We start from the raw sequence: 21,770 nt of genomic DNA, 5'->3' as shown, positions 1-21,770 counted from the left end.
TTTGATTTCACTGTTTGTATGCTTGAGAAAATTCTAGCTTGAAGTCACTATTCATCGATCTTAACTGCTAATACTGTATCGACTTTGGGAGCGAGTGACATACTTAATATTTTTGTATTTTTAATTGATTTTATTCGTTTTCGAGTTTTGGCTAGATTATATAAAACTATTTATAAAGGTTTTATCAGGCATTGCAAAATAATATTGTTTATATAAAGTTGCTGCCAAATTTAATGATTTAGGAAAACTATTGAATAAGCTCATATTTTCAGCAGTAATGTTGCTTTTTTCATTTTATACAAATGCTTTTAAAATTGATACGCATATCTGGATAGGCCAACAGATTATCAATGATCTTCAAGATGGAAAGCTCACCTTAAAAGTCGGTAGTGAATATTTAAATATCCCTGTCTCAGCAGCGACTAGAGATGCCATTTTAAATAATAAGAGCGAGTATCTACTGTCCACTTTAGGGCCAGACGCATTTCCCGACGTAGTGGCCGGTCAATTACTGATCCACCCCGGAGGTCTTGCCCCTGGTGCGTGGCAGACCAATGACTGGTTAAGGTTTCTGTACGATAAAATCACTGAGGCGGACAATGCGCATTACCAATATCTAACTAGTGAAAAAAAAGACCCCAATTATGAAGATAGACGAGAAATCGCACGTGTGGTCGCTTATGGATTTTTAGCTCATGCTGCTTCAGATGTATTTGCGCACACCTATGTAAATCAGTATTCCGGTGACGTATTTGAGCTGACGGATACAGAAACAGTGGTGGAACAACGTCATTTTTTACTAGAATCATTTATTGGAAAATACACCCCGCCTTTGAAAAACCATAACAATGCATTATTGGGTAGTAATTGGCAGAATGTCGGGGCGAGTCAGGCATATTATGATTATATTAGAGATAGCCTGATATATGATGATAACGCTTCATTTCAATATTCATCTCAGGCTGCACCACATTTGAGAGCTGTAAAGTTGTTTAAAGATGCCGTTAACACAATGGCGAATGATGAAATGTGGATTGCCGTCGACAGCTTAATCATCCGAGCGATAGCGTATTATTATGATATTGACCTATCTCAAAGTCAGGCGGAGGATATTCAGAAGTTGCTTCAGCAAGTTCTTGATGAAGGAAACATAGTAACTGAGAAACTTGACGCGTTAGATATTAAAATTAACCAGTCCCTTTTGAAAGTAGATAGCCAAATTTACGGTGAGTTCTATCGTATTAACAATAAATTCAAAGAGCAAAAGCATCGTTATATTAGCCTTAAAAATGAGTTAGAAACAACAGTCCTTCAGCTCGATGCGAAACATCATGAGGCAGCATGTGAATTATTTTTAAATGAAAAACTTTTAGACCCTGCTGGACTCCTTAAATTTGTTAAAGAGACAGACCCTGGTCTCAAATTAATAAAATCTATATTTGGTAGTGATTTTAACCCACTAGATCCGGGTGGGTTTCTTGGAGGGAGTTCGAAGCCAAAGTGGAGCCACGCCTTTACAGGTACTAAACAGCAACTTTTGCTTGAGAGGAATTTTTTACTAGATGGAAGAACCTTTGAAGAGTATGAAAAGGCATTCTTGGCTCAAGAAATAGAACGGGATATTGTCTATGCTATTCTTTTTCCGAGAAAACATCTAGAAATGCTGGCTCAGAAAATCGCATTGATTGATGCTGCGGTTGTAGATCTATTGCCGGGCGAAAAGATAACGGTTACGCTCGCAGGTCAAGGTGGTGGAATTAGTGATGGCCGTGGTCATGCGTTTTGTAAAAAAGTAACTGGTGAGTTGTTTAGCAACGTGATAAAGCTCACCAATAAGAAAAATAGCCTAGCTAAGAAACTTGTCGATACCGAAGCAGAATTAAAAAATACCATTCCAGATTTGCAGCGTGAACTAAACAGCGCTATGACTTCTATCATTGAGGTTAAAGCGGCGATTCAAGCGCTGAACCACGCCGCACGTGAGACTACCAGCCCAGTTCAATCTCTATTGAAAAATTGGGCGAAGGACATAGATAAAGCAAACTCCGAGTACGTTAAGGCTGCATCACAGGCAATTGTTAATACGATTAACCCTAATGCAAGTGCTATGGACCCATTGACGCATTGGCTCAAATGTTATCAGCCTCAGTTGATCGGCGTTGCCAGCCAAATCAGCGGATGCGATACCATGGCAAATGTTGGCAATATAAAAACTGCGCTGAGTAATGTAACAACGATTGTTGCAGAAGCCGGAAGTTTGTCTGCGGCTCTTGGTGCACCTCACCTAAAAGAGATTAAAGAGCTCGAGCAGAAGTTGCTTGATGCAATGAAGGAAAAGTTAGTAGAGCGTTTAACAAAAGAGTTCATTGGTAAGTTGCCGAAACCATACCAAGAGTTTATCGAACTACAGAATAAGCCGATCACTGACGCTTTGATTAACCAAGCATTTACGCGCACAGCGCCCGGAAAGTCTCTGGTTGTCATCGACGATTTTGCACAGAAACTCCGTGAGGAAATGGCGACTACAAATGGACAGTTCAACCCACAAAACTTTGCTGTAGTTGCAAACGCGATCACTTTGACAAAGCTAAGCTTATTGGATGAGCAAGGCATTACTCAGTTATATCAGCATATTGGGCAGCCTATTGACCCAAGTGTTCGCGATAACTTAATTGTGGATTCTTTTGCAAATATAGACGGAAATCACCAGTGGTTAGATGTATCACCACCGTTGCCAAGAGGAGATAAAAACTATACACAATCTCCTTGGACAAAATACTCTTCGGAGCAATTATTCAGTATTTGGAAAGAGCCGGTTCGAAATACTTTGTTCAGAAGGTTATTCGTGGGTCCACTATCACCTGCTTTGATTGAGCAGGGGGCGATGTCTGGCAGTTATCCTTATCACACTTGCAATGCCAACCCGTTTCCTTCAGGAGAGAGGGATAAAAGTTGCTTGGCGCCATTGCTTATAACTGTGGGTCAAATGATTCTATAATGACAGTAGAGCGCGGTAACCACGCCGTGCTCTACTTTTGCCTATGTAATAGTTATTGTCTCCAACAAAGTCAAGCTTCCTGGTCGACCTAAGCCCAAGAACAAACAAACCGTTTTCTAAACTTTTTGCAGAATGAGTTAAGTATCTCCTATATGATGTTAGAGCCGTCTTTTAGAATATTTGTAAAGGTGAGTTAACCCTATTCACCGCATATTTCCCCTTTAAATGTGGGACAAGCACAAATCTCGGCTACAATTGAATAGATGTTAATAAATAGAGGCTTGAATAGTGCGTTGCAGTGATAAGTTTGCATACTTGTTAGTCGTGGCATCTTGCACCTTTTGCAGTAATTCGTCAGCTCAGGGTATACGTATCTTTCTTGATGATCAGCTGGACTTTGAGCTACTGAGTACTAAGACTCGGCAGCCAGAAAATATTGCTGGTGCGACCAATCAGTTGGTATTGTCTCAGATAAAGGATATTGATATACGTTATGTGAAATCTAGCCGTAAGCGTGCCTTTAAATCAATACAACAGACTCAAGTCCCCTCTTGTATTATTAACATGATAAAAAATGAACCGAGGAAATTACGGTATCTCTTTAGCCTACCAGTTAATTTTTATTGGGCGCACAAGCTCTATTCCCATCATGATTTATCCAAGGCTTCGAAAGCAGTATTAAACGCAGAGGGCGAAATCACCTCCTTACTTGACCTGTTCAAGGTATATGATAATAGTGCGATTGTTATCGCCGAGAGCTTCTCTTACGGAGATTTTTTGGACGCGCAGATCTCTGCCGTCAACAAGGAAAATATCATTCTTCGTGGAGGTGCGGATCACTATGAAACTGTATATAGAATGTTCATCTCTAAAAGAGTTGATTTTTCATTAAACTACCCTTCTGAATTTCACCGTTATAGCAATAATGTCAATATACCTGTTAGATCTTACCGTGTTGCAGGTTCACCTAAAGTGGTTATCGGTCAGTTTATGTGCAATAAAACCGATGAAAGCAATAAATTTATCGCAAGAGTGAATGAAGTTTTGTTACAAAGTTATGACAAAGAGGCGTTTTTAAAAGCGCACTATGACTACTTGCAAGCATCAGAACACAAAAAACTCAAAGCATATATAGAACAATATGTTGCATCACTTCAGCCTACTCGACGTTAATTAAATCAAAGCGTTAGGTATGTAACTTACCAATAAAATATAACCGCAAATCAGTATTAAAGCTTGGTTGCTCTTCTTTTGTATACTATATTCAAGAATGAGTAAATAATTGTACTAAGTTAGGTTGCAGCCTTGATAAAAATAAACCATTGAGCTCATTGTCGCCATGCCTTAGTATTAAGCCAGTCGTTGTCAGATAGCATTACAATATGGAACTTGTTAGACCTTTAGAACCTATACTCATAATCGATGATGTTGAAGAAGTACGAAGCTACTTAATTGATATTTTAGAAAACTTAGGATTCGAAGAAATATACGAATCAAAGGATTTTACTTCAGCTAAACCGTTACTCGAATCAAAATCACCCAATGTGCTTTTTTTAGACATAGAGCTGCCAGATACCGATGGCACTCAAATTCTTGAATACGTCAATGACCAATTCCCCAATACACATGTCATCATGTGCTCCGGTCACAACAGTCTAGAGAATGTTCAAAATACTTGGGAGTTAGGCGCAAAAGGCTTTATTGCGAAGCCATTTAACGCTAAAAAAGTAGATACAGTGATGAAAAGATTAGAAATGATTGCATGAACCCAGTTACAAATAAAATAATAGAAAATCTTTCTCAATTGATTTTGGGAAAGAATGAGCAGTTGAAGTTGGCTTTGTGTTGTTTATTGAGTAAAGGTCACTTGTTAATTGAAGACTTGCCTGGAATGGGTAAAACGACCTTATCGCATGGGTTGGCCAATGTTCTTGGGCTAAGTTATCAAAGAGTGCAATTTACCAGTGATCTGCTTCCTGCCGATATCACAGGGTCCAGTATATTTAATTCCCAGACCCATTCCTTTGATTTTCACCCAGGTCCAATTTTCAGCCAAATATTGCTAGCAGACGAAATAAACCGTGCTAGCCCAAAAACCCAAAGTGCACTTTTAGAAGCGATGGAAGAGGGGCAAGTAACTATTGATGGCCAGACTCACCCATTGGCGCAACCATTTTTTGTAATTGCTACACAAAACCCGTTGCATCAGTCTGGAACTCACCCTCTGCCTGAGTCTCAACTAGACCGTTTTTTCATGCGAATAAGCTTGGGTTACCCGGACGCGCAGGTCGAAAAAAGTCTTATAGTTTCAGGAAATAAGCGGACATTGAACATGAATGACTTGAGCTGCTCCATTAGTGATGAACAACTTTTCGAGCTGCAAAATGCGGTCATGGACGTTAAATTAGCTGAGCCTATTGTGCAGTACATCCTTGATCTAGTGAGCTACACGCGAGACTCGGGCGAATTTAGTGATCCACTCTCTCCACGTGCGAGTATTGCACTCGGATTGTCTGCTAGAGCTTATGCGTTGATTTCTGGTAGAGATTACACGTTACCGGATGATGTTCAAGCAGTCTTTGGTTGCGTCGCAGGCCACAGATTAAATATCCCTTGTAGTGAGCAGGATTCTGCCGTTGAGGCAATTTTTGAAAGAGTTGTGGTGCCTTTGTAATGGCAAAGTCGCTTTATAAAGGCTGGATTGATAAAGTCATTGCTAAAAAGCACAGCGCCAACAGCATCACCTTTTCTCACGATAATATTTACGTAGTACCTTCACTACGCGGACTCTTTTTTTTATTGTTTGCGTTGTTAAACTTCATCATCGGCATCAACTACCAAAATAACCTTATTTTAGGGGTTGCCTACTTGATGCTAATGCTCCAAATCTCTTCTTTGTTTTACGGGTATTTTAATTTACACGGATTGAAGCTGGAATTACTTGATGTAAAAAACAATTATAGTGGCAACCATAATGACGCAAAATTTAAACTCTCAGCGTCGAAAGAAGTCTTTTCGTTGAGCATAAGTAATGCTAATTGGCAAAGCTCGGGTGTGCTTGATAAAAATATTTTTGAGTCGACTTCCAGTCTAGTTGTGAACTTGAGCCTAGAAAAAAGAGGCAAATACACAGGCGGAAAATTCAAAATACATAGTTGTTACCCGTTTGGTCTGGTAAACGTATGGAGTTATCTGTTATCGGATAAAACATTTTATGTATACCCAACACCTCTAAAGTGTGAGTTAGATTTACGTGAATCTATTGATTCGGATGATGATACTGATGTCATTGCTCAAAAGTCAGATAGCCTTGATGAGTTTTCAGGCCTGAAACCCTATCAACAAGGTATGAACAGGAACCGGATTTCGTGGCGGCACTTTGCAAAAAATCAGGAATTACTGGTTAAAGACTATGTAGGTGATAGCCATGGGATCACCTTAGTGTTGGATTTCTCCATGATAGAGGGAACAAAAGAAACACGGCTATCTAAGCTGTGCCACCAAGTTCTTGAGGCAGACAGGCTGGGGCACGAATTTGCACTAAAGCTCCCAGGTAATCATATACCCGCCGCAAGTGGAGAGCGTCATGCGGTGCAATGTTTGGAGAGCTTAAGTGAATGCTAGCGAGTTAGTTCAGCGAAATACACTTATTACCTCTTTGGTATATTGTGGTATGTCCCTGTTATTGTTTCAAAATCTGGGCTATGTTTTTTGTGTTTCAATATTATTGATTTGCATTTTTAAAGTGAGTACCTGTGTGGGGGCGGTAAGAAACCCGTCTCAGTTGGTGGTTAACTTACTCGCAGTCACGGTTATTATTGTGGTGTTTTTGTCTCTTGGGTTTAGAAATACCATTGAGATGTTTGTCGCTATGCTGCTCGGTGCGTGCTCATTAAAAATGCTGCAAGTGACCACGGAAAAGCAAGCTCAAAGTGTCTACATTCTCAACTTTTTTACATACCCCTGTTTTTATTTGTTTTCGCAGAATATCTTGGCATTTTTGCTGATTGCAGCCATGCTGCTGCTAAATTTGTCACAGCTTTTTAGTGTGACACACCATGTCGCAATAAAAAAATCAGTACACAGCTCGGTTCGCAAATTTGTGTTTAGTCTACCTTTGGCCATTGCCATGGTGATGTTAATACCAAAATTACCGCCTTTTTGGCAGTTACCAAACGCTAAATCAGCCTCAACAGGGCTTTCCGAAAACGTTGACCCTTTTGAAATTTCGGATTTATCTCGTTCTTCAGAGTTAGCATTTCGGGCATTATTGCCGATATCAAATGAATTCAAACCGCCCTTTTATTGGCGTGCAATTATTCACGATAGTTTTGATGGTAAAAAGTGGGCTATGTCTAGCCTGCAAACAAGGCCTTTGTACAAAACCTATGAGCCTGTGGCGCAACCTTACTCTGTTATTTCAAGTCCATCCAATACTCGTTGGTTGTACACTTTGGGTGAAGGTATCCCTGCGAGCAGCGGTATTGCAGCAAATCATTTTGGTGCGATTTACCAGAAAAAGCAAAGTACTAAAGCGATTCAATACGATGTCTCGCCGGTAAAGTTAGACGATGCGCGGATCACCCGATGGGAATATAGACAAAATACTCACCTACCAGATGGAATAAACCCTAAAGCTATCGAGTTAGCCAAGCAATGGGACCGCACCACAGGCTCTACCGCAGAGTTCTTGGCAAAGATGGAGGCATTTTTTGTAGCGCAAGGTTTCCAGTATAGTCTGTCTCCGCCAAGCATTAACTCAAACGACGCTATAGACGAATTTTTATTTTCCACTCAAGTTGGGTTCTGTGGACACTATGCGTCGTCAGCGGCGTTTTTGATGCGTTCAGTTGGTATACCAACTAGGCTAGTGTCTGGTTATCTAGGTGGTCAGTTTAATGAAGAAAGTAGTTATTACGCGGTTTATCAATATGATGCGCACGCTTGGGTTGAATACTATGTCCCGCAATTTGGTTGGCAAAGGCTAGATCCAACAACTTGGGTGGCGCCCGAGCGAATGCTGGGTTCGCTTTCTGATCTAACCGATTTGGAGCAAGAGTTTAAAGACAATTTAGGCTTTAGCCTTCAGGCATTCTCTAATATTGCAGCGATAAACTGGTTGCGTTTGCAGCTCGAGCAAATTGACTTTCAATGGACCCGCTGGGTATTGAATTTTGATGACAAAAAACAAACCTCGTTGCTCAAAACTCTGTTTGGGCAAAAGCACAAATTACTTCCAGCTCTAAGTGTCGTTTTGTTGTTAATTGTTGTGTTTGGCGCGTGGTTTATCTATATAAATCTACGAGCAAGGTTTAAACAACCCAAAGAAATAAGAATATATAATAAGTTGTTAGTGTTGGGTGAACTAAAATCTGATAAATTAACGCCCAAGCAAATATTCGAATGCTTAAAAACAAAATGGCCGCATGCCAAAAATGAGCTCTCTGAGTTTTACGATATGTTTGAAAGCACACGATATAACGAGGTGCAACTGTCATCACAGCAGTATCGAAAGCTTTCTAAACTGAATAGACAAATAATAAAAAAGGCAAAAATAAAATAATATGAACGCAGTACTCATCGGGGTCATTTTGATGTTGGGCCTCTCTTTATTTCGGGTTAACGTGATTGTAGCAATGACGATTAGCGCTCTTGTCGCAGGGTTAACAGCGGGGTTGGGGTTAGAAAAAACGCTCAATGCGTTTAATGATGGCCTGTCCGGTGGCGCTGAAATTGCGCTAAGCTACGCCATGCTGGGGGCGTTTGCGGTTGCAATTTCCAAGTCAGGATTAACACTTATTTTAGCTAACAAATTATTAGGGCTAGTCAATAGTAAAAACAAAGACTCGGCTTCGTATTTAAGTATGCTTATTCTTGCAGTGATTATGTGTTGTGCGATAGCGTCTCAAAATTTAGTGCCTGTACATATCGCATTTATTCCAATCCTTATTCCTCCGCTCATTGTTATTTTCAATAAACTAAAAATGGATAGACGTGCTATAGCCTGTGTGCTCACATTTGGTTTGGCTACTTCCTATATGGTACTACCTTACGGATTTGGTGGTATCTATTTATATTCAATTTTACACAAAAACCTTACAGATAATGGTCTTGAAGTTATAAATACCGATGTACCTTATGCGATGGTGATCCCCGCGATTGGTATGTTAATTGGGTTATTAGTTGCCGTTTTTATCAGTTATAGAAAACCCAGAGAGTACCAATCTAATGAGATGACATCTGGACAAAGCGATTTGGTAGTAGAAGACCAAAGAAAAGTATTGATAGCTGGTGGTATAGCTGTGTTTTGTTCTTTACTGGCGCAAAATGTTAGTGGCTCAATGATTTTAGGCGGACTTGTAGGTGTGATGATGTTCGCTCTATTTGGTTTGATTAAATGGGAACAAAACTCGGATATTTTCACAAAAGGTGTGGCAATGATGGCCATGATAGGTTTCATCATGATATCTGCTCAGGGTTTTGCGGCGGTAATGAAAGAAACCGGTGATGTGGCTTCGTTGGTGGCAACGTGCGCTGATCTTATTGGCGATAGTAAGCCTGTTGCCGCAGCGGTGATCTTACTGGTCGGTTTACTTATCACTATGGGTATCGGTAGCTCATTTTCAACCGTGCCTATTATCGCAACGCTGTTCGTTCCCCTATCCCTTGAAGTTGGTTTCTCTGCGATGGCTACTGTTGCCTTAGTTGGAACCGCTGGTGCACTTGGTGATGCAGGGTCTCCGGCTTCAGACTCAACACTTGGTCCAACTTCCGGTTTAAATACCGATGGTCAACATGATCATATATGGGATTCAGTCGTACCTACATTTATCCATTTCAATATCCCGCTGCTTATATTTGGCTGGATAGCGGCAATGGTGCTTTAAAAAAAGGGCCTGCAGGCCCTTTTTTTATCTCTAATCTTACCTGTTTAAGGCTGTTATTTTTAGTTTAAAAAATCCATTTTTATGTTGCATCGCAAACTGCAATTTATGACCTTAACCATGAAAGTTAAATATTAAATTTCAAAGGCTTATCGGTTGGCTCGTTTCGTGCAAAACGTCTTCTGAAAAACAATTTGGAGGAGATGGTATGAATGTAGTGTTTTTTGGTGCTGGGCAAGACATGCTCGATTTAATGAAGTCTTTAAAGCCACTTTGTCAAAACCTGAGTGCAATTTGCGCCACACCTGAGGCAAGTTTTGATATTGATAATAAGTGCGCGTTACTCTCATATTCACAATTGGAAATTTTGCAAAGTATGAGTTTGGCTTTGAGTACGTCAAAACGACAGAATAAGACTCACCATGTGGCCAATTTAGAATTGCTTTCATTGATGTGTCATACACCAACGGAAGCCCTCACTGTGTTTAATCAATCCATAAACAACAGCACTAATAGTGTCTTGCCAATGTCGGATTATGCGACGGATTTAATTGCGATTACGTATGGTGGTGAGACCGTTGTCGGTGCGAAAAATATTAATAACCTTAATGCACTTCCCAAAGAAGTATTTTTATCAAAAGATGTTGATACATCGCTTGATGCTATCGCGGTTATTGAAGATGCTGATCTAATCATTTTTGGGCCTTGCAACCCATTTACTGATTTGTTGCCTTTGCTACTTATCCAAGACATAAAAAATGCGGTGCTCCAGACAAATGCGAGTCGTTTATTTATTGATATGCCCCACTCTACTAGTCAGCTCTTGAATAGTTGTACATCTGCAGAGTATTTACATTGGATGAGTTGCCAATTAGGGTATCAATTTTTTGATATCTCAATTTCAAATCAGTTTTCAGATATTATTAGTTACCATTATAGAGAGAGCATGTCTTCCACGGCAGATGATACTTACCATAACAATGGATTAGATATGATGCATACGCTGTTTGAACTACCAAGTTTAAAGTCTTCAAATGCGCTAAGCGTCACTGCGGTTAAGTATTAAGGGTATGCTCACTGGATTGTGAGCCATTCATCTATTGTTAGTACATGTCATTGCATTATTTTTATTGCAATAGTGGAAATCTAAGTAGTATGCGCTTTGAGGTGGTTTTTTATTAAATTTAACATAATTATAAAGCAGTTCAGCGCTTTGTAATCCCATATGATATGGCTTTTGACCTATGTTAATTGTGGAAAGCCCGAGCCCTAGCGCTTTGACTTGAATTTCTTCGGTATCTGCGGAAATAACAGTGACAGCTTGCTGTAGCAATTGTTGTTTAAAGGGTTGTAATGCACTGACGTAATTGTCGTTAAACTGAGCGAACCCGGCGACAGCTATAAAGATTGGTGGCGTATCAGTGCTCAGTATGGCAAGCAGTTGGCTCAAGGCTTCATCCCGTTTACCCATGGTATAAAGTGGGCACCTTTCATGCTCTATCCAACCCGACTTCCCCGTCAGCTTTTTATCTGCTGTGCCGGATAGTGCATACCTTACTCCCCGAATTCTTTCATTTAAATTTGGGGTAGTGTAGTGTCCTGATTGAATGCACACAGGTTGAGGGGATTGCTTTTTGTATTTTTTGGCGGCCTGTCCTAACGCAACACCAAAATCAAAATTATTAGTTCCAACATAGGCCAATCTATAAGCATGTTGATCGCTCAGTAAATCAGAATCAAAGGTAATTACTGGGATACCTTTTTGCTTGGCCTCTTTTAGTGCCCCCGAAACCAAGTACTTAGAATCAGTTGTAGATACTAAGATACCATCGACACCTTTTTCGACGTATTCTTTTACAATAAGTACTTGTGTACGGACATCTTGATAATCATCTGCGCCATCATATAGACAAGTCAAATCGCTTTGTTGGCGTGCAAAGTCCTTACAGCCTGCAAACGCTTGCTGATAAAAGCTATCATTTTGCGTTTTGCCTATTAAGGCAAATGTATATTGAGCTACTGCATTTGTGCTTATTAAGGATAAACCGAATAGCAAATAAGTTGATATACGCTTCACTTCAGTCACTATTTCTAAGTCCTTGACTAAATTATGCTATGTATTGTTTGTAGTGCAAATATTTTAATGCTTTTTTTAATTAGCGCAATGAGTTATACCGCAAAGCTTGCCATCGGGCGAGTACTTTTCAATTATTATCGCGTGGTACAGGTTACTCGTCGTTAGTGTTAGCCGCTTTTTTTCTTTGGATGGCCATCTCGATTATTGAAATGTGGCGTGATACTTTTGACGTTAACAAGCGGCTAAATGCACCAAAAAAGTAAATGATTGGAATAACGTACGCTATCGATAAAACCCAATCAAGCTCAATTTCACTGAGTTTATCCAAAGAGATCAGGAGTGCTAGAATGCCAGGTGCAAACCCTATTCGTTCGATTGAACCTACAAGTAACGCGGTTTTTTGTTCAAATAAGTGTTTCTGTGCTTGTACCTCCAGCAGCACAAGTTCTAAGTGGTGTTTGCTTCTGGTGCTCAGGAAATCAACATATTTTTTGTCGAACTCTTCGGTATTTTGGGCGTTTGCATAAATTAGATTAAATGGGTTTTTGAAATGGGATTTTATCTCGTCTTTTTTCAAAATAAATAGTAACGCAGGGTGAGCAACAATACCAAAATAACCCGTTAAAAGGAGAATTAGTGAAGTGTATTTATATATTTCAAGCTGACTGATCTGCCACACAAATGCAACCAAGATGGCAGCTAATATGAGAGAAAGATAGCCAATGTACAGTTTGATTTCTATGTGCTTGGGGAGACTTCCCCCTTGCTTACACAAAATAGTCTCGCGTCGGCTTAACCCTTGCAATGCTCTATATATTGAGTCTGACAATGCAATGTTCCTTGTATTGAACTTTATTTATTTCTGAAGCAGCCTAAAGTGCTCCTTGTCTTATAGGTATAGAACATAAAAACAATATTTGATGCGAATTTGTTGTAATCACAGCGCTTGGATCCATCGTGAAAGCGCTCTAGATTGGTGCTTTACATTGAAATTCTCTTCTGCATATTTACGTGCATTTTGACCAAGTAAATGTCGATGATAGGTACTTAACTGCATAAAAGCAGTTAACATGTTACTCATTGCAGTAATGCTATTTGGGGGGCATTTCATTCCTGTATTAGAGCTGGTAATTTCCTTACATGCCGCGATATTAGATGTTAGTACAGGCAATCCACTGGCCATCGCTTCTTTTATATAGGTGATATTATCAACTTGCGCGATACTGCCGTTTGAGCAGTAAGGCGAAACAATAGCACTATACTGAGGTAGTTTTTTAAGGATCCATTTTCGAGACTTGTTGCCAAGAAAGTGGACTTTACGATTGAGCCTTTTTCGGATCAAGTCACTGACTAAAGCCTTTTTAATCGGTCCTTCCCCAATTATATCTAGCTTTACATCTAATCGTGACGGTAAATCAGCGAATGCGCTTAGTATTACCTTTAGCCCCGACTCATCGACAATGTTGCCAATAAATACCAGATGCAGAGCTGTCTTGTTCCTTTCGTATGGCTTGTACTTAGAGAGATCTAGCCCCCTATTTAGTACTAATGTTTGCTCGTCAGCAGCGAGTCGTTGGCATTCTAGCTCTACCAGTGGTAAGTCACATTGCTCTACGAGCTTTTGTGTATGTTTCTCTATTCTGCCATACGAAGAGACATCCCAAAAACTTGAAAGTGACGCGTCGGCGCATTTGCTACCTAATAAACTAACGTAATAATCGTGCTGATTAAATATACAATGTAAATGTTGAATATCGAGTTGTTTTAGTTTTTCTGCGAGCATTAAACCTTTTGAAACAAAACTATAAAAATTTTGGCATTTCAGTTGTTTCCACATAGAATAACAGGTGCCTAAATCTGAGAAGCTTGCAAAAAAAGGCGTTGTTGACAATAGACTCGCCTTTGCCACATACGTTATCGAGACAGATTTGTGAAGGTTGCGAATATTTTTATACCTAACAGGTGTCAAGACTGTAACGCGATGACCTATTTCAGCAAGCGCGTTGGCTTCATTTAAGATCATCGCCACTGCGTTTGGCTGCTTAGATGTCGTGTATATTCCAATATGCTTCATTTTACTAACCTTTGTCTGCTGTTTAAGGTTAGTAAACAAAAAACAAGCCAACTTTAACTTGCTGTTTCTTATGCTGAAAAAATTTTAAAGTGGCTGGGTTGTGCAAAATGCGACGCATTTTTCAATGGCCGCTTTAAAAATGCAATGTATCTAAGCTTGGTTAATAGTTATCGACATCGGAACAAAGCGAATGCCATTGAATTGTCCCTCTGGCTCAGTTTCGGTAAATCCCTGCTTTTCATAGAAGCTGCGAGCATTGAGTGATGATCTTAGTGATACTTGCTTACCCTTGGCGTAGCTGAGTAGCTTATCTAATAGTACTTTACCAATACCACTTCCCTGTTGTCCCTTATCAACGAACAAATGAGTGATGTAGTTCCTTTCTCTGATTGCTGCAAAACCGACCACTCTGTCTTCGTGAATGGCAATAAATGTATTAAAAATTGATTGATTCAATGTTGCTTCAAGATCGGGAATGACTCTGTTAATAAACTCCGTTTGACCTTGCTCGCAAAAGTGCGGCAATATGTCGCACTTAGAAACTTCAGAAACAAGCTGAGAAACGGTGTTGAGATCACTTTTTTGAAATGCTCTTATGTGCATAGCTAAACTCCTTTAGCGCTATGATGATGAATTAGGTACAACCCTATCATGAAAATAGACTTGAAAGGTAGCCCCACCTAACTCATTGTTACATATAACATCTATCTTAGCATTGTGGGCCGAAACGACTTCATGGACTATGGCTAAACCTAATCCGCTTCCCGTTAATGTAGACTGCTCCTTACGCCAAAAACGCTCAAATAGTTTAGCTCTATCTTCTTCTTTGATCCCCGGTCCTGAATCTTTAACGGAAATACGACCGTTAGCCACTTCTACGATAATTTGAGCACCGTCTTGGGCATGTTTTAAGGCGTTTTCAAGTAAGTTCTTCAACATGATGATTAATGCTGCTTGATCTCCTATCACCGATGGGTTTTCGTCGATTTCTTCCAAGGCGAGTTCTTTTTTATGGGTCACTGTCAAAGGGCCTAGCAGCATACAAACATCTTTAGCAACATCAGTAATATTGACAGGTTTGTGGAGGTAACTGTTTTGGTTTTGTGCTCGCGACAAATCAAGTAACTGCTCTACTACGCGTGTCATATAAGAAATGTCGCTCATTAGCTCGCATGCAATTTTATCAGGTACGTTAGCAAGCTCAAGGCGCGTTCTCAGTACTGCTAATGGGGTTTTTAGTTCGTGTGCTGCGTTTGCAACAAAGCGCTTTTGTTCTTTGAAGCCTTTTTCAACCCTGTCCATGGTGTCATTTAGTGCGTTTACAAGGGGCAGCATTTCACTAGGAACCCCCTTGTGGTCGAGTCTGCGATCAAGTTGCGCAGGTTCAATACCATCTAGTTCCTCGGCTACCTTGTTGACGGGCTTAACAATTGCTTTTATTGAGACATATCCAACGCATATAAAAATTAGAAATGCGGCAACCATGGTCAGTGTTAGTACTTGTCCGAGCATTGGTAAAACGGCTTCGTTGGCTAACTCCCCTATTAAGTCGTCTCTGGCAAGGTCGACGTAGAGTTCTTTTCCTTGAACTGATACCGCCATGCGATATCTATCAATGCCATTTGAGAATGAATAACCTTCAGGCAGGTCCATAGGAAGTGCCAATAAGGCAACGGATGTTTCCAAGTGTGGATTCGAGGTTAGAATCACAGAGTTATTACTTCTATCGATAACTTTGAACGCTAAATTGTTAAAAAGCGCGTCATAGCCCCACTTTTTCGCGATATTGCTTGAAGAATAATTGAGCCTGCCCTGAGCGTCAAAGTGCAGGCCATCTGGTATATCCTCAGCCATACCATGCATACTTTTTTCAACGGCAATATTCGCAAAGTTGATAGAAAATAAGAACAGAATAGCGCCGATTAACGCAAAGACGACTCCTCCCATTACCCCGAACAATATAAAAAGCTTGCGAGCTAAAGAGCCTTTTTTAGTAACACCAACTTGATTCATGACAATATGTACCCTATTCCACGTATCGTTTTGATATCTGCACTAGCACCTGCTTGTTCAAGCTTTTTTCTTATTCGGTGCATAGCAACTTGAATAGCATTGTCAGTTACCTCGAAACCGAGTGCATATATAGCGTCATAAATGGCATTTTTACTGACGGTTAAACTGGCGTGGCGTATCATATATTCTAAAATAGCGACCTCTGTTTTACCCATATTGACATTATTATTATCGACCATTACCCGCCTAGCCTTGCTGTCTAGCGATATATTTCCTCGGGTCAGTATATTTCCGGAGTATTCAACTGGTCTTCTTAAGATCGCACGAAGCCTTGCTTTGAGCTCATCAATTGCAAAAGGTTTATTGAGATAGTCGTCAGCACCTAAGTCTAGTCCCTTTATCCTATCTTCAACACCTCCTCGTGCAGTCAATATTAGAATTGGGATGGGATTTTGCTGTGCTCGAAAATGCCTGATAACGTCAATGCCATCCGTATCGGGGAGCCCTAAATCCAACACCAAAGCATCATATTGCCAGCCTTCTAAAAGACTTGTCATCTCTTTCGCACAATTGGCAATGTCGGCTGCGTGTCCGTCTTGGAGTAAGGCTTGTTGAATAAATTCGGCAAGCTGAAGATTATCTTCTGTGATTAAAATGCGCATGGTGGTCGATTATCCTTTTTATTGTAAGCTCACATTTATTCGATTTTTATACCGATTTGGTTCAATTAACCAACTCATTAATATTGGCATAATATACAACATCATCAATGTCGAGCTTATTAATCCACCTATAACAGTCCAAGCCAGTGGAGGCCATAACGGGCTTTCTCCAGATGTGAGAGGTAACATGCCAATAATGGTGGTTATAGTGGTCAACATAATAGCCCTTAGCCGATTTGAAACTGCAAGCCTTATTGCTGCATCTTTATTGTGGCCATCAATTATACCTTCTATTGATTTTTCTATGAGTAATATAGCGGTATTTACCACAATCCCCACCAGTGCGAGTATGCCTAGCAGTGACATAAAACCAAAAGGAACTCCTACTAAGGACAGCATTATTGGCGCACCAACTATACTAAAAGGAATAGTCATCATAACCAATACAGTTAATTTGTATGAATTAAATTGCAGAATAAGGGCAATGAACAGCAGTATTATTCCAGCGGGTAGCGCTAGTAATAACGCGCTATTTGCCTCTTGAGATTCTTCTAGCTCTCCGCCAAACTGCAAAGTGACGCCATGCTTTTTAGCAATGGCAAGTAATGCTGGCTGGAGTGATTCAAGTAATATGCTCTCATCAGTGCCTGATGTAACGTCAGATAGTATCCGAAGCTCTTCGCGGCCATTTCGACGTGTTTCAACGGCCTTTTCACCGACCAGTTGCGCGTTTACAAACGCTGAAATAGGTAAAAATTGATTCTTATGGTCAACGATTTGTGTCGACATAATGCGCTCTACAGTTTGATTTGAGCTGGTATCTTGCAGCAGTAATGTTATGGGTTCTGTTTTAAAAGTTAAGTCGCTAAGGTGTAGCCCTGTTCCTTGCCATGCAAGATAATCGGCTAATGCACTCTCGTTTAGCCCCACCTGCTTCAACGATTGCTGTTCAATCAGCATGTTCAATTGCACTACGCCGTAGCTGTAGTCTCTTCGAACATGTGCGGTGTCAGTTTGTTCGTTTAACAACATAAATACGTCTTCGGCAGCTTTGAGGTTTGCTTCTGTTTGATTGCTTATAAGCCTTATCTCGATGGGACTTTCGATTGGCGGCCCTTGGCCAAATTCTCTGGCAAGTATCAAAGCGCCGTCGAAAGCTTGGGGCAACAAAGTATTGAACTGCTCTACTACTTCTCCAACAATAGTTTCCTCTGTGACCTCAAAAACGACCCTAGCAATATGGCTTTCTCCAGGTTGTTGAACAAGGTTGTAATAAAAGCGTGGGCCTGAAGAGCCGCTAAAAGTGAGCGTTTGGGTTACGAAATCGAGTGTTTGAATATATTGGCTTATTTGCTGCGCAAGGTTTGCCGTCTTGGTTATATCGCTTCCCAGCGGCAGTTGAATATCAACATAGCCTTGGTTTCGATTTGTTTTTGGAAAAAACTCGCCGGTCGCGGATGGTAATAAAGGGATCAAAATCAGAACGCCTAGCATGACAATGATGACAGTTTTGGGGTTTGCTAAGGAAAATTGCGCAATGCGATTTCCGATGACGGAAAACTGACTTTGCCTTTTTGCTGACTCATGGCGACTCTGAAATAGACAGTTTGCCATAACTGGTACGAATGAAAGTGCTATAAGATAACTTAAACTGATACAAAGAATAACTAGGATTGGGATCGTTGATATAAAGTCGGCGACGCTACCTTTTGCCAGCAACATGGGAAGAAAAGCTGCAATGGTAGTAATTGTCGCGGTTGCTAAAGGTTTGTAAAGGTCCTTTACAGCTAGCTTACTGGCTTCTAAATGGCTTTTCCCTTTATCCATTAGCTGTAAGATCTTTTCTGCCATAACGATGCTGTTGTCCACCATAAGACCCAGAGAAATTACCAATCCTGCTATTGTCATTTGATGTAAAACACCACCAGCTGCGGTAAAAAAACCAAGGGCAGACAATGCGATTGCAGGAATTGTGACAACCACGACAATAGCTGTTCTGACAGACATCAGTAAAATTAAGATAACAGCTACGGCAATGCATCCAGTTGCCAAGGAGTTGAGCAAGTCAGATTTCCGTTTTTTTGTCCATTTAGGTTGAAACAAAACGATTTTTGCGGGGTTATTGGCAAACCTCAGATTGAATTCTTCTACGACTTGCCTGATTGCATCTCCCACTTCTGTAACTCTAACAGTATTTGCAGGAAGCGAAATTGCTAAACCGACCACTCGTTGCCCATTAACCATAAACTGCTCTGGTGCTATTGGGTTTGGGCGATAATAAATATCAGCGATGGTCGAAAGAGATACTGGATTTGCATTATCAAGGGACACTTGACTATTCTTGATATCATCGATTGATTGAAGTCTTCCCAAAGGGTTGGTGTTGGTTGTTATTCCACCAGCTTGGAAACTCGCTCCACGCCCAGAAGTGCTTGAAAGCCTTTGGGCAATTTGTTCTGGCGTTACACCAAACTCTTGCATAGCCTTTAGGGTGTAATCAATTACGATCTGCTCATGGGGATCGCCAACGAGATTTACACTACGAATAGTTGAAAGTTGCTCCAATTCGGTTCTAAGCTCAATGGCTAATGCCCTCTTTGCCAATATATCACTTGGTTGTGTGATAGCGATTACGATGCCTTGCGTATCCTGTGCTCTGTCCACAATGTTGGCAGAAATGCCTAGCATGTCACTTTGTTTACTTGTTATATCGTCTTTTATTCGCTCCCATACCGTATCGGTGTCATAAATATGTTCGTGTAGCTCGATGTTAATCACCGCGTTACCGTTTTTAATACGAGACTGATAGGTGCTCACTTCATCAATATTGCTCAAGGTACGCTCCAAAGGCACAACAGCGGCATCTCTAAGTTGTGCAATGGTCATATTGGGCGCTGTGAGTGAGACAAAACCGTTACGGTAGGGAAATTGAGGGTCTTCTTGCTCGCTTGCACTGAACCAACCCGCAAACCCAACCAGTGCAAGGATAAAGACTATACCCACGATGAGGCGTGGGTTTTGATACCAGTAATGTTTAACGCTATCACTCACCTTCCACCTCCAGTACTGCCATCAGGTTGCGATTTATTTTTGTCTCTGGTGTGGTGTCAAATTGAATCTCATCTAAGCTAACCTGAGCAGAGACTAGTAAATTGTCGCCTCTGCTACCTTGCACTTGAACTTTATAGAAAGCGTGGGATTTATCTAGCATGTAGCTATTGCCATGCGGACCAAACCGAACAGCGCTAGAGTGAACGCTGTATATGACATTGTCTGTAGCATTGATTTTTAATTGGGCTGTTAGACCTAATAGCTCGGGCGTAGTCTCTGCAATATGAACTGTAATTTTGAACAAAGAAGGACCCAGCTTACTTGGGATCGCTTTTTCAGCAACTGTCGCAGCTATACTTTTATTAAGTGCACCTATGTGGATCGGTACTTCTACGCCGGCTAAAAGTGTCATGGCATCTCGTTCAGGTATTAAAAATTCAATTTTGAATACCCCTGTTTCTTCAACCCGCACAATAGGTACCGACGAAGATACAAATTGTCCTTCTCTGGCATACAGTGCTGCTACAACGCCGTCGTGAGGCGCGTAAATAGATATATCATCGAGTAGATTATTAGCCTCCGTTAACTGTGCCTTCATTTGTCGAACCTTTTCCTGTGCCACTTGTGCTGTTTTTTGTGCGTATTCAAGCTGTGCTTCAGAGGACAAACCTTTTGCTCGCAAGTCTGTAACTCTTTGGTACTCGCTTATTGCCTCTTCGGAGGCTGCCTGCGCAGCGCTTAAGGTTGCCTTTTTCTCTAGAACTTGAGTACTTAATTTAGGAGAGTATAGCCGTGCGATGAGGTCTCCTTGATTGACAAGTTGACCCTCCTTTACAGCAATCCATTCGACGCGACCGCTATTGAATAGCGCCATGTCGTACCCCCTATTACTTTGCACTTTTCCATAAAACACTTTGCTTGGTGATGGCACTTGTATTGCGCTGACCGTTGGCTGAACAGAAGGGCTAGATTCATCCTCATTAGTTGCTTGTGGGGCTTGACTACACCCTGTTACAGCTAATAACGCGCAGAAAAAGGCTGGGCCATATTTCGACAAAGTAGGCTTAAAATACATAGACATACCCCAACAGTAGTTGGAATGTGCCAGATTTATCGATAAGTGGGGAGTCCTTGATTGTTGTATCAAATGACATGTAGCTAACATCAGCTTTAATCATATGATTTTGTCCGAAAAACCAATCACTGTTGATCCCGATTTCTAGGTTGGTAGCGCTGTCAACTTCGTAAAATGAGCGGTTGGCAGTAGCCTCTGACTGTTTTACACCATAGTAATAATCAGTTAGGTCCTTACTTGCAAAATTGGCTGCAATGTAAGGCTTGATTTGACCCTTATTGAATCTGAAGGGTACGCCATAAGTTAATGTAGCCTCGTATCCTTTATGAGTGCTGCTTGCATCCTGTGTGTATTTTATCGCAAATTCACCAAAGTCAGTGTCAAACTCAGCTTCGAGACCTAAATCGAAGCTCATGTCTCTGTCTTCCATGCCCTTAAATAGATCACTGTCATCTTGTTCGTAACCATCTAGTCGCATCATGCCAATCGCCGAAATCTCAAATGATTCGTTACGATAAAAAGTATAGGATGCATAAGGCCCGAGTAGCCTGAAGTCACCGTATTCAATCGCAATTGCAGGAACGAACTGAGTTTCGTTGCCGACATCCTTATACCCTTCATCTTGGGTGATAAGCGCGCCACCTAAGCCAATCTTTAGTTCACTATCTTCTTCTGATTGAGCTTGGTAACTCACTGCGATTGTTAGCGCTAGCAAAAATTTGGAAAGTTTCATATATAGTCCTTAAAAGTTTTGTCTTGGTGACGTTTTGTTTTAAAAGTTGTCTCTACAAGGCAAACAATAATTCAGGAAACTTTCTCGAAACTTACAAAGTGGTAATTTATTAGCCTATTACGGAGTTACTTATATTGATGGGTTGATACAGGCATTTTTGAAGTTTGCTCAAAAAAGGGAGAAGTTTTCTAGCATTGAGCTTA

The 21,770-nt window shown here is 40.7% G+C and carries 17 protein-coding genes; 8 read left to right on the top strand and 9 right to left on the bottom strand.

What is annotated here, in order from left to right; translation table 11 throughout:
• The first annotated feature begins 250 nt into the window (after positions 1 to 250).
• From MHN81_RS14600 to MHN81_RS14565, 8 genes are all read left to right on the top strand, one after another.
• On the top strand, positions 251 to 2,998 hold the full coding sequence (locus MHN81_RS14600; RefSeq protein ID WP_023399137.1) for a zinc dependent phospholipase C family protein: 2,748 nt from the start codon (positions 251 to 253) through the stop codon (positions 2,996 to 2,998).
• A gap of 288 nt (positions 2,999 to 3,286) precedes the next feature.
• The gene (locus tag MHN81_RS14595) at positions 3,287 to 4,171 is read left to right on the top strand and encodes a hypothetical protein (protein ID WP_023399138.1); all 885 of its coding nucleotides are present in this window, start codon (positions 3,287 to 3,289) and stop codon (positions 4,169 to 4,171) included.
• Positions 4,172 to 4,380: 209 nt separating this feature from the next.
• Positions 4,381 to 4,764 carry a response regulator gene (locus MHN81_RS14590; RefSeq protein ID WP_023399139.1) on the top strand — a complete coding sequence of 128 codons (384 nt, stop codon included), beginning with the start codon at positions 4,381 to 4,383 and terminating at the stop codon, positions 4,762 to 4,764.
• Positions 4,761 to 5,672, top strand: a complete 912-nt coding sequence (locus MHN81_RS14585) for an AAA family ATPase (protein ID WP_023399140.1) — start codon at positions 4,761 to 4,763, stop codon at positions 5,670 to 5,672. The genes MHN81_RS14590 and MHN81_RS14585 overlap by 4 nt, the downstream gene beginning before the upstream one ends.
• On the top strand, positions 5,672 to 6,622 hold the full coding sequence (locus tag MHN81_RS14580) for a DUF58 domain-containing protein (RefSeq protein WP_023399141.1): 951 nt from the start codon (positions 5,672 to 5,674) through the stop codon (positions 6,620 to 6,622). Before MHN81_RS14585 ends, MHN81_RS14580 begins: the two co-directional genes overlap by 1 nt.
• Positions 6,612 to 8,561 (top strand): DUF3488 and transglutaminase-like domain-containing protein, encoded by a 1,950-nt coding sequence (locus MHN81_RS14575; protein WP_023399142.1) that lies wholly within the window; start codon positions 6,612 to 6,614, stop codon positions 8,559 to 8,561. Before MHN81_RS14580 ends, MHN81_RS14575 begins: the two co-directional genes overlap by 11 nt.
• A 1-nt stretch (position 8,562) precedes the next feature.
• Positions 8,563 to 9,885 (top strand): Na+/H+ antiporter family protein, encoded by a 1,323-nt coding sequence (locus MHN81_RS14570; RefSeq protein ID WP_239426055.1) that lies wholly within the window; start codon positions 8,563 to 8,565, stop codon positions 9,883 to 9,885.
• 205 nt (positions 9,886 to 10,090) lie between these two features.
• The gene (locus tag MHN81_RS14565; protein ID WP_023399144.1) at positions 10,091 to 10,948 is read left to right on the top strand and encodes a 2-phospho-L-lactate transferase CofD family protein; all 858 of its coding nucleotides are present in this window, start codon (positions 10,091 to 10,093) and stop codon (positions 10,946 to 10,948) included.
• 27 nt (positions 10,949 to 10,975) lie between these two features.
• Here the strand turns inward: MHN81_RS14565 and MHN81_RS14560 are convergent, their stop codons facing one another.
• The 9 genes from MHN81_RS14560 to MHN81_RS14520 form a co-directional block, all read right to left on the bottom strand.
• A complete protein-coding gene (locus MHN81_RS14560) occupies positions 10,976 to 11,968 on the bottom strand; it encodes a substrate-binding domain-containing protein (protein WP_231105416.1) in 993 nt (330 codons plus the stop codon).
• A gap of 142 nt (positions 11,969 to 12,110) precedes the next feature.
• Positions 12,111 to 12,788 carry a hypothetical protein gene (locus MHN81_RS14555; RefSeq protein ID WP_023399146.1) on the bottom strand — a complete coding sequence of 226 codons (678 nt, stop codon included), beginning with the start codon at positions 12,786 to 12,788 and terminating at the stop codon, positions 12,111 to 12,113.
• Between the two features lie 108 nt (positions 12,789 to 12,896).
• Complete coding sequence (locus MHN81_RS14550) at positions 12,897 to 14,033, bottom strand: glycosyltransferase (RefSeq protein WP_023399147.1); 1,137 nt, start codon at positions 14,031 to 14,033, stop codon at positions 12,897 to 12,899.
• Positions 14,034 to 14,183: 150 nt separating this feature from the next.
• A complete protein-coding gene (locus tag MHN81_RS14545) occupies positions 14,184 to 14,636 on the bottom strand; it encodes a GNAT family N-acetyltransferase (protein ID WP_023399148.1) in 453 nt (150 codons plus the stop codon).
• Positions 14,637 to 14,654: 18 nt separating this feature from the next.
• Complete coding sequence (locus tag MHN81_RS14540; protein ID WP_023399149.1) at positions 14,655 to 16,046, bottom strand: HAMP domain-containing sensor histidine kinase; 1,392 nt, start codon at positions 16,044 to 16,046, stop codon at positions 14,655 to 14,657.
• Positions 16,043 to 16,708 (bottom strand): response regulator transcription factor, encoded by a 666-nt coding sequence (locus MHN81_RS14535; RefSeq protein WP_239426054.1) that lies wholly within the window; start codon positions 16,706 to 16,708, stop codon positions 16,043 to 16,045. The genes MHN81_RS14540 and MHN81_RS14535 overlap by 4 nt, the downstream gene beginning before the upstream one ends.
• 18 nt (positions 16,709 to 16,726) lie before the next feature.
• Complete coding sequence (locus MHN81_RS14530; protein ID WP_239426053.1) at positions 16,727 to 19,759, bottom strand: efflux RND transporter permease subunit; 3,033 nt, start codon at positions 19,757 to 19,759, stop codon at positions 16,727 to 16,729.
• A complete protein-coding gene (locus tag MHN81_RS14525) occupies positions 19,752 to 20,834 on the bottom strand; it encodes an efflux RND transporter periplasmic adaptor subunit (RefSeq protein WP_239426052.1) in 1,083 nt (360 codons plus the stop codon). The genes MHN81_RS14530 and MHN81_RS14525 overlap by 8 nt, the downstream gene beginning before the upstream one ends.
• Positions 20,824 to 21,567, bottom strand: a complete 744-nt coding sequence (locus MHN81_RS14520; protein WP_023399153.1) for a MipA/OmpV family protein — start codon at positions 21,565 to 21,567, stop codon at positions 20,824 to 20,826. The genes MHN81_RS14525 and MHN81_RS14520 overlap by 11 nt, the downstream gene beginning before the upstream one ends.
• Between the last annotated feature and the right edge of the window lie 203 nt (positions 21,568 to 21,770).

It is taken from the genome of Pseudoalteromonas sp. Of7M-16 (assembly GCF_022347805.1).
GTDB classification, from domain to species: Bacteria; Pseudomonadota; Gammaproteobacteria; order Enterobacterales; family Alteromonadaceae; genus Pseudoalteromonas; species Pseudoalteromonas luteoviolacea_F.
The sequence above is the reverse complement of the archived record's forward strand: the minus strand, read 5'-3'. Positions and strand labels throughout refer to the sequence as shown.

Excerpts from the sequence above, each read along its gene's own strand:
- MHN81_RS14565 (WP_023399144.1), top strand. The coding sequence starts at position 10,091 with ATGAATGTAGTGTTTTTTGGTGCTGGGCAAGACATGCTCGATTTAATG.
- MHN81_RS14550 (WP_023399147.1), bottom strand. The coding sequence starts at position 14,033 with ATGAAGCATATTGGAATATACACGACATCTAAGCAGCCAAACGCAGTG.
- MHN81_RS14570 (WP_239426055.1), top strand. The coding sequence starts at position 8,563 with ATGAACGCAGTACTCATCGGGGTCATTTTGATGTTGGGCCTCTCTTTA.
- MHN81_RS14590 (WP_023399139.1), top strand. The coding sequence starts at position 4,381 with ATGGAACTTGTTAGACCTTTAGAACCTATACTCATAATCGATGATGTT.
- MHN81_RS14520 (WP_023399153.1), bottom strand. The coding sequence starts at position 21,567 with ATGAAACTTTCCAAATTTTTGCTAGCGCTAACAATCGCAGTGAGTTAC.
- MHN81_RS14585 (WP_023399140.1), top strand. The coding sequence starts at position 4,761 with ATGAACCCAGTTACAAATAAAATAATAGAAAATCTTTCTCAATTGATT.
- MHN81_RS14545 (WP_023399148.1), bottom strand. The coding sequence starts at position 14,636 with ATGCACATAAGAGCATTTCAAAAAAGTGATCTCAACACCGTTTCTCAG.
- MHN81_RS14535 (WP_239426054.1), bottom strand. The coding sequence starts at position 16,708 with ATGCGCATTTTAATCACAGAAGATAATCTTCAGCTTGCCGAATTTATT.
- MHN81_RS14540 (WP_023399149.1), bottom strand. The coding sequence starts at position 16,046 with ATGAATCAAGTTGGTGTTACTAAAAAAGGCTCTTTAGCTCGCAAGCTT.
- MHN81_RS14525 (WP_239426052.1), bottom strand. The coding sequence starts at position 20,834 with ATGTATTTTAAGCCTACTTTGTCGAAATATGGCCCAGCCTTTTTCTGC.
- MHN81_RS14580 (WP_023399141.1), top strand. The coding sequence starts at position 5,672 with ATGGCAAAGTCGCTTTATAAAGGCTGGATTGATAAAGTCATTGCTAAA.